A 13574-nucleotide genomic window follows, 5' to 3' on the forward strand; every position below is an offset into this window, starting at 1 on the left:
TGTTGTTAATTTTGATACAAACATATAATAAATTACATTTCTTTTATTACAGCATTCCCACACAACTTATCATAATTATCAATTTAAAAATTAATATCCAAATAATTTACTATGCACGCATAATTTTAACCAAAAAAACACATTATTGATTAAATTTTAACTGTTAAATTTTAATTGAGTTTAAAATTAATCTGCATTTTTTCTAATTCCTGCAGCAGTTCAGTCGAAATTTTAACTTTTAATCTTCGGCTTGGCATCGTCAGTTTGGTTACCACTTTTATTTCTTCAATCTCTTTCACTTCCTGCATTTTAGCTTCTCCCGAAATGGCTTCATTATCATCAATATCATTCTCAAAAACAGCATCTTCGGTGTCTTCAAATTCGCTTGTCGTTTCAACCTCAACCAGACGTTTTATGTTTTCTAATTCCATAATTTCAAAAGTTACAGAATTCTCTCCTTTATAAGCATTAAACAACTGACTTAATCTGTGAATAAACTCAGCATGAAGATCTTTAATATTCAGCAATAAAATCAGTTTTTTTGCAAAGGATTCCAAAATATCCTGTAGTTGGCGCACTTCTACAAACTGCATTCTTGGATCGGATTTTTTACCGGTATCATGATTTACCCATCCGTCCTTAATTAGAATTTTCATGAAGGCGAAATTATTCTGAATCAAAAAATGTCGAAATTTTAGGTATTCTTCTCCAAAAATCTTAAACTCATAACTTTCGTCATAGCCTTCTAAATTGAATGCCGCCCACCCCTTTCCGTTTTTGGCCACACGATGCTGTACGTTATTGATAATTCCGGCAACAGTAAGGTTCTTGCCAACATAATCATTCATATTTTTCAGCGCTTCGAGTCGGGCGTTACAGAAGTATTTCATCTCAAACCTGAAATCATCCAGAGGATGCCCGGAAATATAGATTCCGACAACCTCTTTTTCTTTCGCAAGCTTTTCCATAGTACTCCAGTCTTCACAAGGAGGCACAACCGGTTCTGCGATTTGTACTTCGCTGGTTTCTCCAAATAAACTTACCTGAGATGAATTTTCATTTTCCTGAAATTTTGACCCGTAACGCATTGCTTTTTCGTAGAAAGTAATTCCGTCACCATCATCGTGGAAATATTGTGCTCTTGTTGTTCCTTCAAAAGAATCAAATCCTCCGGCAAGTGCTAAATTTTCAATCGCTTTTTTGTTGGCTGCACGAAGGTCAATTCGCTTCGCTAAATCAAAAATCGATTTGTATCTTCCGTCTTTTCTGTTTTCTACAATCGTTTCAACGGCACCGGAACCAACACCTTTAATCGCTCCCATTCCGAAACGAACCGCATATTCATCATTTACCGTAAATTTATAATACGATTCATTCACACAAGGCCCTAAAACCTGCAAGCCCATACGTTTACATTCTTCCATAAAGAAAGAAACCTGCTTGATATCGTTCATGTTATTTGAAAGTACCGCTGCCATATATTCTGCAGGATAATGTGCTTTTAAATAAGCCGTTTGGTACGCTATCCATGCATAACATGTCGAGTGCGATTTGTTGAAGGCGTAACTTGCAAAAGCTTCCCAGTCTTTCCAGATTTTCTCCAGAATTTTAGCATCGTGACCTTTTGCAGAAGCCTGCTCCACAAACTTTGGCTTCATTTTGTCCAGTACGTCTTTTTGTTTCTTACCCATCGCTTTACGCAAGACGTCGGCCTCACCCTTTGTAAATCCTGCCAAAGACTGAGACAAAAGCATTACCTGCTCCTGGTAAACGGTAATTCCGTACGTTTCAGATAAATATTCTGCACAGGCATCTAAATCGTATTTGATTTCTTCATCACCATTTTTTCTTCGAACGAAAGACGGAATATACTCCAAAGGCCCTGGACGATACAAGGCGTTCATGGCAATTAAATCTCCAAAAACCGTTGGCTTCAGGTCTTTCATGTATTTCTGCATCCCAGGCGACTCGTATTGGAAGATTCCAACGGTTTCACCTCTTTGGAAAAGCGCATACGTTTCTTCATCATCAATCGGAAATGTATCGGGATCCAGATCAATTCCTGTTCTGTATTTTACCAGTTTTACAGTATCTTTTATCAGCGTAAGGGTCTTCAGACCCAGGAAGTCCATTTTAAGCAATCCGGCACTTTCTGCAACCGAGTTATCGAATTGTGTTACATATAAATCCGAATCTTTTGCAGTTGTTACGGGAACGTAATTCGTAATATCCGACGGCGTAATGATAACCCCACAAGCGTGAATTCCAGTGTTACGCATCGATCCTTCCAGAATTTTCGCCTGTTGAATCGTTTCTCCTGCCAAATCATCTTCATTGGCAATCGCGATTAATTCTTTTACATTATCAAATTCGTCCGAACGAAGTGCTTTTTTGACTTCTTCTTCACTTTCTGAAATAAAACGCGCCAAATTCCATTTGGATGGCATCATTCCCGGAATCAGTTTGGCAATTCTATCGGCTTCGAATAATGGTAAATCCAGTACACGCGCCGTATCACGAATTGCCGATTTGGTTGCCATTTTACCATACGTGATAATCTGCGCCACCTGTTTTTGACCGTATTTGTTGATTACATAATCCATTACACGTCCACGACCCTCGTCATCAAAGTCAATATCAATATCGGGCATCGATACACGGTCAGGATTTAGGAAACGCTCAAAAAGCAAATCATATTTAATAGGGTCAATATTGGTAATTCCCAGACAGTATGCAACGGCCGAACCCGCTGCAGATCCACGCCCAGGACCTACTGATACGTCCATTTTTCTAGCTTCGGCAATGAAGTCCTGTACAATCAAAAAGTAACCTGGATAACCAGAGTTTGAAATCGTCATTAACTCAAAATCCAAACGCTCCTGAATCGATTCGGTTATTTCCCCATAACGTCTTTTGGCACCTTCCATGGTAAGATATCGCAGGTAAGCATTTTCTCCACGAACACCATTGTCTTTTTCATCTTCAGGGTCAACAAATTCATCAGGAATTTCGAATTTCGGAAGCAATACATCACGATAAAGCGAATATATTTCGACCTTATCAATAATTTCCTGAATGTTAATAATCGCTTCTGGCAAATCGGCAAAGAGCTTTTTCATCTCTTCTTCCGACTTGAAATAATATTCCTGATTTGGAAGTCCGTAGCGGTAACCACGTCCACGTCCAATAGGCGTTGCTTGCTTTTCACCATCTTTTACACACAATAAAATGTCGTGTGCATTGGCATCTTCTTTATTTAAATAATAGGTGTTATTTGTTGCAATTAATTTGACATTGTGTTTTTGTGAAAACTCAATCAAGGTTTTATTTACACGATTTTCATCTTCCTGATTGTGGCGCATTACTTCCAGATAGAAATCTTCGCCAAATTGTTCTTTCCACCAAATTAAAGCTTCTTCGGCTTGGTTTTCACCGATGTTCAGGATTTTACTCGGAATTTCACCGTATAAATTCCCAGACAAAACCATAATATCGCCTTTGTATTGCTCAACGATATTTCTGTCAATTCTCGGAACATAATAAAATCCATCAGTATACGCAATCGAAGCCATTTTAGCCAAATTGTGATAACCGGCTTTGTTTTTCGCCATTAAAACAACTTGATAACCGTTGTCTTTTTTGCTTTTATCTAAGTGATTTTCACAGATATTAAATTCACAGCCTACAATTGGTTTTACTTCGGTTTCTGTTGGTTCTTCTCCTGCTTCAACCAATGCTTTGTTTTTTCCAGAAGCCGCTTTGTTGTGGTTCATAACAGCGCTCACAAAATGGAAAGCTCCCATCATGTTTCCAGTATCGGTCATTGCAACAGCCGGCATTCCGTTTTTAGCTGCGGCTGCAACAATATTTCCAATTCCGATAGTCGATTGAAGAACCGAAAACTGTGTATGATTGTGCAAATGCGCAAATTTGGCTGCTTTAAAATCGGCTTTATCTTCTTCTGAAACAACATTTTGTTTGTCATCTCCTGCTAAAGCTTTAAGCTGTTCTCTGATTTTATCAGAAGCCGCTTTTAAATTAATGTGTTTTAAACCAATTAATTTAAAAGGCTCTGGATTTCTTTCTTGAAATTCTTTGAAATATTCTTTCGGAACATCCAGTTCTTCTTTGGTAAAAACCTCTCTTCTTACCAATTCCAAGAAACAACGCGTAGTTGCCTCAACGTCGGCAGTTGCATTGTGTGCTTCCGCGAATGGCTGGTCGAAAAGATAGCTGTGTAATTCGGTCAGAGTCGGCAATTTAAATTTTCCTCCACGACCTCCCGGAAGCTGTAATAATGAAGCGGTAACTTCGGTACAAGTATCCAAAACGGGCATTGAACTCATTTGAGACTCCACTCCCATTCTATGGAATTCGGCTCCCATAATATTAACGTCGAAACCTAAATTCTGACCAACGATAAATTTGGTTTTGCTTAAAGCAATATTGAATTTCTCTAAAACTTCGGCCAGCGTGATTCCATCGGCTTCAGCCAATTCAGTCGAAATTCCGTGAATACGTTCGGCATCATACGGAATATTAAATCCTTCTGGTTTTACCAAATAATCCTGATGCTCAATAAGCTGTCCCATTTCGTCATGAAGCTGCCAAGCGATTTGTATACAGCGAGGCCAGTTATCAGAATCGGTTATCGGGGCATCCCAGCGTTTTGGTAATCCGGTGGTTTCGGTATCGAATATTAAATACATAGAGTGAAAATACAAAAATTAAAAACTCCAAATTCCAAAACTTTTCCAATATAAACACCTGATTATATGGAGTATAAAAAACTGCCCTGTAAATTTTGGAGGAAGTTCAAATTTACGCTTTTTTTGGAGAAAGAAAATGGAAATTTCAAGTAAAAGAGATTCTTATTTATTCATCAGAATTTCTCTAAAATTTCATAAAATTTCATTAAAATATACTTCTTGGATGTCGTAGTATTTTGATTGTTTATTGAATCTAAATAACGACCTGAAAACTCCTTTAAAAGCTTTCAAAAATCAAAAAAGCATTCTTTTTACAAAGATTCCAAAACTAACAATTATTACTATTTTTATTTGATTTGTTACATTTTTTTAAATTAAACACTATATTTTATAGGGTTTTTGAGATAAATTTGCAAACTATTAAAATTAAAACCAATTAATTAAAATTTAAGCAGAAAAAGGATTTTAAAATCGGTTACCGTTTCATTATTAGTCAAAATTGAATGTCCAAAAGCGCATTCGCAATTTGTTTTTAGTTTGGGCATCGTATATAATGAAATATTGAAATTGACGCTTTTTTATCTTTTTCTACTTTTGTTTTGCTATTATATGAACAGGAATGCTGTGATTATAGAAATTACAATTTAAAAAAAATAAAAAATGAGTAAGACATTATTTGACAAAGTATGGGATTCACATGTTGTGCGTAAAATTGAAGATGGACCAGATGTGTTTTTTATTGATCGCCATTTCATTCATGAAGTTACGAGTCCTGTTGCTTTTTTAGGATTAAAATCAAGAGGCGTTAAGGTTTTATACCCAGAGCGTACTTTTGCAACTGCAGACCACAATACCCCAACTATAAACCAACATCTACCGGTAGCGGATGCTTTATCAGCAAATCAGCTAAAAGCTCTTGAAGATAACGCAAACGAATACGGAATTTCGCACTGGGGATTAGGTCACCAAAAAAACGGAATTGTACACGTAGTGGGTCCTGAAAACGGAATTACTTTGCCAGGCGCTACTATTGTATGTGGAGATTCACATACGTCTACTCACGGTGCCTTTGGAGCGATTGCTTTTGGTATCGGAACCTCTGAGGTGGAAATGGTGCTTTCTACTCAATGTATTATGCAGCCTAAACCAAAGAAAATGCGTATTAACGTAAACGGACAACTAAGCAAAGGTGTTGGGCCAAAAGACGTTGCGCTTTATATTATTGCTCAGTTAACTACTTCCGGAGGAACAGGATATTTTGTTGAATACGCTGGTGATGTTTTTGAAAACATGACTATGGAAGGCCGTATGACGGTTTGTAATTTAAGTATCGAAATGGGAGCTCGTGGAGGTATGATTGCTCCGGACCAGACTACTTTCGATTTCCTTGAAGGAAGATTATATGCTCCAAAAGGAGAAGCCTGGACAAAAGCTGTTGAATACTGGAAAACTTTAAAAACGGATGCTGATGCTGTGTTTGATGCTGAATTAAACATCAACGCTGCTGATATAGAACCAATGATTACTTATGGTACTAACCCGGGAATGGGAATTGGCATCACAAAACATATTCCGAACGCTAAAGAAGTTGAAGGCGGTGAGGAAACTTACAAAAAATCTTTGGCTTACATGGGTTTCAACGAAGACGATGTAATGATTGGAAAACAAATCGATTACGTTTTCTTAGGAAGTTGTACAAACGGACGTATTGAAGATTTTAGAGCTTTCGCTGAAATTGTAAAAGGAAGAAAAAAAGCTGATAATGTTACAGCTTGGCTGGTTCCTGGATCTCACGTTGTTGAAGCGCAAATTAAGGAAGAAGGAATTTTAGATATTTTGACTGAAGCTGGTTTCGTATTACGTCAGCCGGGTTGTTCTGCTTGTTTGGCGATGAACGATGATAAAGTACCTGCCGGAAAATATGCAGTAAGTACATCAAACAGAAACTTTGAAGGTCGTCAGGGTCCTGGTTCAAGAACACTTTTAGCAAGTCCGATTATGGCTGCCGCAGCTGCTGTTACAGGAAAACTAACAGATCCAAGGGAATTATTCTAGGAAGCCATAAGCTTTGAGCAGTAGGCAATCAGCTGAAAGTTCAACGCTCAAAGCCCGCTGCAGATAGCTGACAGCCAAAAAATGAGAGATTTTAGAAAATACAATGTTTGGCAAGAAAGTCATTTGTTTAACCTCGAAGTTTATCAGGTAACGAAAGAATTTCCAAAAGAAGAATTATTTGGATTAACAAGTCAATTTAGAAGAGCAGTTTCTTCTATTCCAACAAATTTCGCCGAAGGTTGTGGATCTAATTCTGAAAAAGAATTTGCAAGATATTTGAATATTGCAATTGCTTCCTGCTCAGAAGTAGAATATTTATTATTACTTACTTCTGACTTGAAATATTTAAAACCTGAGTTTCATCAGACTTTAGAAAGCAAAGTGATTCAAATTAGAAAACAGATTTATCAATTAAGACTAAAATTAAATCAACAAAATTAACGCAGTATTTGCCAAAGCCCAAAGCTCAAAGCCGACTGCAAAAAAAATAAAATTAAAATGGCATACGATAAATTTAACATACTTACCAGCAGTGCAGTGCCGCTGCCAATTGAGAACGTCGATACAGATCAAATCATTCCCGCTCGTTTCTTAAAAGCTACAAAACGTGAAGGTTTTGGAGACAATCTTTTTAGAGACTGGAGATACAACGGAGACGATACTCCAAAAGCAGATTTCGTTTTGAATAACCCAACTTACAGCGGAAAAATTCTTGTTGGAGGAAAAAACTTCGGTTCTGGATCTTCAAGAGAGCATGCTGCTTGGGCAGTTTACGATTACGGTTTTAGAGCTGTGGTTTCTTCTTTCTTTGCTGATATCTTCAAAGGAAACTGTTTAAACATTGGTGTTTTACCGGTACAAATCAGTCCAGAGTTTTTGGAAAATATTTTCAAAGCAATTGAAGCTGATCCTAAAACAGAATTAGAAATCAATCTTCCAGATCAAACTATTACTTTATTGTCAACTGGACAGCAAGAATCTTTTGCTATCAACGGATACAAAAAGAATAACATGATGAATGGTTTTGACGACATTGATTATTTACAAAATATCAAGGAAGATATTAAGGCTTTTGCCGATAAACTTCCTTACTAAACACAACCAACTCAAACGCAGTTACGCAAGTTTCAACCCTATAGTTGGACTTCGTAACTGCTTTTTACAATTTTAAGAAATTCGATTCAATAATTATTAAATCATAAAAAGTCATCTCATATTTAATGGAAAAAAGAAAAATTGAAATAATGGATACGACGCTCCGTGATGGTGAACAAACCTCTGGAGTATCATTTTCTGCTGCAGAAAAACTGACCATTGCACAATTGTTGTTGGAGGAATTAAATATTGATAGAATCGAAATTGCTTCGGCACGTGTGAGCGAAGGAGAATTTCAGGCCGTAAAAGGCATTACTTCCTGGGCTGAGGAACGCGGCTATATTGACAGAATTGAAGTTCTTACGTTTGTTGACGGCGGTGTTTCAATCGACTGGATGAAAAAAGCAGGTGCCAAAGTACAGAATTTATTGACCAAAGGTTCAATGAATCACTTAACACATCAATTGAAAAAAACTCCGGAACAGCATTTTTCTGAAATTGCCCAAATTATTGCTTTAGCAAAAGGAAACAATATTGAAACCAATGTGTATCTGGAAGACTGGAGTAACGGAATGCGAAATTCTCCTGAATATGTTTTTGATTTCCTTGATTTTTTAGCAACCCAGCCAATTAAAAGGGTTTTGCTTCCTGATACTTTAGGCGTTTTAATTCCGTCTCTAACTTTTGAATTTATTTCAAAAATCAGAACAAAATACCCACAAATTCACTTTGATTTCCATGCACACAACGATTACGATTTAAGCGTTGCCAATGTTATGGAAGCCATAAAAGCCGGAATTAACGGACTTCACGTAACGGTAAACGGAATGGGAGAACGTGCCGGAAATGCACCTCTTGAAAGCACTGTTGCCGTAATCAATGATTATCTTCCGGAAGTTAGCATCAATATCAAAGAAACTTCTTTATACTCTGTCAGTAAATTGGTTGAAACATTTACTGGATACAGAATTCCTGCCAACAAGCCGATTGTAGGAGATAACGTTTTTACGCAAACAGCTGGAATTCATGCCGACGGAGACAACAAAAACAATTTATATTTTAATGATCTTCTTCCGGAGCGTTTTGGAAGAAAAAGAAAATATGCTCTTGGAAAAACTTCAGGAAAAGCCAATATCGAAAAAAATCTTCAGGAACTGGGACTACAATTAAATCAGGAGGATTTGAAATTGGTTACCCAGAGAATTATAGAATTGGGCGACAAAAAAGAAACTGTAACAAAGGAAGATCTTCCATATATTATTTCTGATGTTTTGGACAGCCACACTTACGAAGAAAAAATCAAAATCGAATCTTATATGCTGGTTCATTCTAAAGGAATGCGGCCATCAACTACTTTATCCTTAAATCTTAATGGAGAAATAATTGAAGAAAATGCTCAGGGAGACGGTCAGTTCGATGCCTTCATGAATGCATTAACCAAAATTTATAAAAGCAAAAAATTGACACTTCCAAAATTGATTGATTATGCTGTAAGAATCCCACCCGGAAGTAGTTCTGACGCTTTATGTGAAACTATTATTACCTGGGTAAATAATGGAAAAGAATTTAAAACCCGCGGATTAGATTCTGATCAGACAGTTGCTGCAATTATTGCCACTCAGAAAATGTTGAATGTAATAACTACCTAATCTAATTGTGTAAATTCTTAAACAGAAAAAGCAACCTGATATAATAAGATTATGATTACTTTTGCGCTCTAAATATCATATTTCACCCCAAATGAAGTCAATTATTATAATGCTTTTTAGTTTATTTTTCAGCAGTAGCTTTAGTCAAACTTATACACCTTTTGATACTATTTCATTAGACAAACGAAATGTTTTTCTAAAAGAATTCAAAATTCGTAATGATCAAAAAATCAAAGAAATAAAAAATAAGTATTCAGGAAAAATCAGCAAAGAAATTCAAGCTGTTTATAGCAGTCAGTTTGAAGATTTTTCAAGAACCATAAATAAAAAAGAACTTTATTTTGATGAAAAAATTCAAAATTATGGGCAAAAAATCTTAGATGAGATTATCCGCAATAATGCTGATTTAAAAGATCAAAAATTGGCTGTATACTTTTCCAGAGATCCGGAAGCTAATGCGTATAGTATTGGTGACGGTACAATCATTTTTAATCTTGAATTATTCAAATATTTAAATGATGAAGCCGAAATAGGTTTTACAATTTGTCATGAAATAGCACATTATATCCTAAATCATAGGGAAGAAAGTATAATGAAAGAGATTACAGCCCAAAACTCAAAAGAAGCTAAAGCATTGGAAAAAGATATTAAAAAATCCAAATTCAACAAATTAGCCAAATCAGAATCTTTTGCTAAAGACAAAATGTATTCGAGAAAGCACAAATCCCGAATTCAGGAGTTTCAGGCAGACTCATTAGGGTTTTCTTATTTTAAAAACACTCATTACAATACCGCTTCAAGTCTTAACCTTCTTAGAAATTTATCTAAAACCGATATCGAAACAGATAGTTTACCCCGGGTAAGTTATCCTAAAAACTTCACTACCAAAAATCAAAAATTCATTAAAGACTGGATTGCGATGGAGGATTATTCTAAGTACTCTTATTCAAAAGACAATGTATTTAAATGGAATGTTGACTCACTAAAAACGCATCCTGATTGCGAATTGCGAATAGAAAAATTAAAAAAACTGATAACCAACAATAAAGCAAATTATTACACCGACAAAACTTTTTTTGACGAATTAAAAAAAAGGATAAATTATGAGCAGATTTATAGTAATTATTATATTGGAAATTATGGGCAAAGCCTTTACGAAGCCCTCATATTAAAAGAAAAGACTCCGAAAAACATTTTCTTAAGAGATATGATAGGTTTAAATCTGGCGGCACTTGCAAAAGCTAAAAAAGAAATGAGAATCAATTCTTACATACCCCTGATTAATCCTAATGAGCAAACCAAAAGCCAGCAGTATTATTTTAACTTTGTATCGAACTTAACGTTGTCTGAATTAGAGCAATTAGCATCCGATTATAAAATTTAAAGCCCCTACCCCCAATCATAATTAATTATAACAATCTACACAAATCATGAAAAAAACATATTTTTTATTTTTATTCTTGCTAACTTCCTTTTCCTTTGGTCAGTCCTATACTGTTTTAAATGCAGCCGTAGGAGAGTTCCTTGCATTTCAGCCTATTTTTGATGATTCTGAACTGTTTGGCTATATAGAGTTACGTACCATGAATATTGATGAAAAAAACAATGTTACTATAAAATATATTGCTTTAGACAAAAATTTCAACACAATGTGCTCTGGTACATTTATTGAAAAAACTTCTAATTCAAGACGTAAGAAAAAATTTAATGACATAACCTATTCAGACGGCCTTGTTCGTATTGATTTTTTTGAATATTATAAAGCATTAGACATAGAAGTTCCTTTCTTTAAAACTTATCAGGTTATTGATTTAAAAAAGAATATTGTTACAAGTAGTGGAATCTATAATCCGGAGATAAAAGAAATTGATAAACAATACGCTAAAATCGATACTAAGGGATATTTCTGTTACTCATTAAATAAAGGTGGTTTTTTAATTCATGAAACTAATCCTGACACCAAAATTGGCAATGAAGCCAGTTTCTATTATGCACTAAATTCTAAAAACGAAAAAATTTGGGAATATAAGGCTAGCAGGGAATTAAAAAAATATTTAATGAGTTATAACACTCTAAATTATGATGAGAAATATATTGTATTAGAAGGTTTTTTCTATAAAAAGTCAAAAAGGGAACAACTACATATTCAGGTACTGGATTCTAAAACCGGTAAAGAAGTTCTTTATTTCCCAACATCTAGTGAGTATACCTTATCGAGAGAATACACCTATCTTATAGATGATAAAATATACACCGGAGGTCGATTCTTTGAAAAAAACTCAAAAGAAGAATACGTTACAGATGAATCTTTAGGGATTTACCAAACTATTATTGACATAAAAAACAACAAAGTTATTCGAGACAAATATGTTAAGTATGAGCAATTTCCAGATTTAAAAATTAACAAACACGGAAAAGTTCGCGGCGAAGGTTATTTAAGTTTCAAAAAAACAAGTATTAACCCAGATGGAACTACTTTTGTACTTGGCGAAGCATACTGGCAAAAGCAACAATATCGCGCCTACACGCAATTGTACACTTTTTTAATGGACAAAGATTTTAACCCCGTAAAAACCGTGGAATATGAAGTAAAACGCACAAAAGGATCTAAATATGACTTTGCGCAGCGTTTAGCAAACCAGTCAGGTAGGGCTTATTTCTTCTTTGACAAGAATGACGATAGAGATCTGGAATTAAACATTTTAAATTATTACTTCAAATCAAAGAAGCAGGTAATTCAAAAAATGCCCATCACTAATGATGACAGCGTAATAAATGTTTTCCCTGCGAAAAGCGGCTATGTTGGAATTGCCGAATATTTTAAAAAACCTGAAAAAGCTGGAAAATTCATGGAAATTAGACTGGAAAAATTAAACTATGAACGAGAATAAATTACAATTAAAAATTATATAATTACAAATAATAACTAAATAAAAACTATTAAAGATGAAATTTAACATAGCCCTTTTAGCAGGAGACGGAATCGGACCAGAAGTAATTGATCAGGCAGTAAAAGTATCAGATGCTGTTGCAAAAAAATTTGGACATGAAATCACATGGAAACCAGCTTTGACCGGAGCTGCTGCAATTGATGCAGTAGGCGAGCCTTATCCGGATTCTACACATGAAGTTTGTAAAAATGCTGATGCAGTTCTTTTTGGAGCAATTGGTCACCCAAAATACGACAATGATCCTTCTGCTCCGGTAAGACCAGAACAAGGTTTGTTAAAAATGCGTAAAGCTCTAGGTTTGTTTGCCAATGTAAGACCCACTTTTACATTCCCGTCTTTATTAGACAAATCTCCTTTAAAAAGAGAAAGAATCGAAGGAACTGACTTAGTTTTCTTAAGAGAACTGACTGGAGGAATTTATTTTGGAGAAAAAGGAAGAAAAGACAACGGAGATACTGCTTTTGACAACTGCGTTTACACCAGAGCTGAAGTACAGCGTTTGGCTAAAAAAGGTTTCGAATTGGCAATGACCCGTTCTAAAAAATTGTGTTGTGTGGACAAAGCAAACGTTTTGGAAACTTCACGTTTGTGGAGAGAAACGGTTCAGGCAATGGAAAAAGATTATCCAGAGGTTGAAGTTAGCTACGAATTTGTGGATGCGGTTGCGATGCGTTTGGTACAATGGCCAAACTCTTATGATGTATTGATTACTGAAAACTTATTTGGAGATATCTTAACAGATGAAGCTTCTGTAATTTCAGGCTCAATGGGATTAATGCCTTCTGCATCTATGGGAGCTGAAGTGTCTTTGTTTGAACCTATTCACGGTTCTTACCCACAAGCTACAGGATTAAACATTGCTAACCCAATGGCTACTGTTTTATCTGCTGCAATGATGTTCGAAAACTTCGGATTGATGGAAGAAGGAAAAGCAATGAGAGATGCTGTAAACAAAGCTTTAGAAGCCGGAGTAGTTACAGAAGACTTAGCCAATGGAGGCAAAGCATACGGCACTAAAGAAGTAGGTGACTGGTTAGCAGCGAATATATAATTTTGTTTCAAGTTTCAAGTTGGAAAAACCTGAAACTTGGAACCTGAAACAAAAACAACAAAAA

8 protein-coding genes are annotated in these 13574 nt (G+C 35.5%); 7 read left to right on the top strand and 1 reads right to left on the bottom strand.

Going from position 1 to position 13574, the window contains the following annotated elements:
* Positions 1-170 precede the first annotated feature (170 nt).
* Complete coding sequence (dnaE, locus tag AAEO57_RS03735; protein WP_341689618.1) at positions 171-4709, bottom strand: DNA polymerase III subunit alpha; 4539 nt, start codon at positions 4707-4709, stop codon at positions 171-173.
* Between the two features lie 660 nt (positions 4710-5369).
* On the opposite strand from dnaE, the gene leuC reads away from it, so the two are divergent.
* From leuC to leuB, 7 genes are all read left to right on the top strand, one after another.
* Complete coding sequence (gene leuC / locus AAEO57_RS03740) at positions 5370-6764, top strand: 3-isopropylmalate dehydratase large subunit (RefSeq protein WP_341689620.1); 1395 nt, start codon at positions 5370-5372, stop codon at positions 6762-6764.
* An 81-nt stretch (positions 6765-6845) separates the two neighbouring features.
* Positions 6846-7205, top strand: coding sequence for a four helix bundle protein (locus AAEO57_RS03745; protein WP_341689622.1), 360 nt, complete (start codon positions 6846-6848; stop codon positions 7203-7205).
* A gap of 57 nt (positions 7206-7262) precedes the next feature.
* Positions 7263-7859 carry a 3-isopropylmalate dehydratase small subunit gene (gene leuD / locus AAEO57_RS03750; protein WP_341689624.1) on the top strand — a complete coding sequence of 199 codons (597 nt, stop codon included), beginning with the start codon at positions 7263-7265 and terminating at the stop codon, positions 7857-7859.
* Positions 7860-7984: 125 nt separating this feature from the next.
* Positions 7985-9508, top strand: a complete 1524-nt coding sequence (locus AAEO57_RS03755) for an alpha-isopropylmalate synthase regulatory domain-containing protein (protein ID WP_341689626.1) — start codon at positions 7985-7987, stop codon at positions 9506-9508.
* A 91-nt stretch (positions 9509-9599) separates the two neighbouring features.
* Positions 9600-10892 (top strand): M48 family metalloprotease, encoded by a 1293-nt coding sequence (locus AAEO57_RS03760; RefSeq protein WP_341689628.1) that lies wholly within the window; start codon positions 9600-9602, stop codon positions 10890-10892.
* Between the two features lie 46 nt (positions 10893-10938).
* Positions 10939-12399 carry a DUF6770 family protein gene (locus tag AAEO57_RS03765; RefSeq protein WP_341689630.1) on the top strand — a complete coding sequence of 487 codons (1461 nt, stop codon included), beginning with the start codon at positions 10939-10941 and terminating at the stop codon, positions 12397-12399.
* A gap of 55 nt (positions 12400-12454) precedes the next feature.
* Positions 12455-13510 carry a 3-isopropylmalate dehydrogenase gene (gene leuB, locus AAEO57_RS03770; RefSeq protein WP_341689632.1) on the top strand — a complete coding sequence of 352 codons (1056 nt, stop codon included), beginning with the start codon at positions 12455-12457 and terminating at the stop codon, positions 13508-13510.
* Positions 13511-13574 lie beyond the last annotated feature (64 nt).

Origin of the sequence: Flavobacterium calami, from assembly GCF_038290035.1 — a bacterium.
Taxonomy (GTDB): domain Bacteria; phylum Bacteroidota; class Bacteroidia; order Flavobacteriales; family Flavobacteriaceae; genus Flavobacterium; species Flavobacterium calami.

What these genes read in the sequence shown, in the direction of transcription:
- AAEO57_RS03765 (WP_341689630.1), top strand. Translation starts at nt 10,939, where the DNA reads ATGAAAAAAACATATTTTTTATTTTTATTCTTGCTAACTTCCTTTTCC.
- AAEO57_RS03760 (WP_341689628.1), top strand. Translation starts at nt 9,600, where the DNA reads ATGAAGTCAATTATTATAATGCTTTTTAGTTTATTTTTCAGCAGTAGC.
- leuC (WP_341689620.1), top strand. Translation starts at nt 5,370, where the DNA reads ATGAGTAAGACATTATTTGACAAAGTATGGGATTCACATGTTGTGCGT.
- AAEO57_RS03755 (WP_341689626.1), top strand. Translation starts at nt 7,985, where the DNA reads ATGGAAAAAAGAAAAATTGAAATAATGGATACGACGCTCCGTGATGGT.
- dnaE (WP_341689618.1), bottom strand. Translation starts at nt 4,709, where the DNA reads ATGTATTTAATATTCGATACCGAAACCACCGGATTACCAAAACGCTGG.
- AAEO57_RS03745 (WP_341689622.1), top strand. Translation starts at nt 6,846, where the DNA reads ATGAGAGATTTTAGAAAATACAATGTTTGGCAAGAAAGTCATTTGTTT.
- leuB (WP_341689632.1), top strand. Translation starts at nt 12,455, where the DNA reads ATGAAATTTAACATAGCCCTTTTAGCAGGAGACGGAATCGGACCAGAA.
- leuD (WP_341689624.1), top strand. Translation starts at nt 7,263, where the DNA reads ATGGCATACGATAAATTTAACATACTTACCAGCAGTGCAGTGCCGCTG.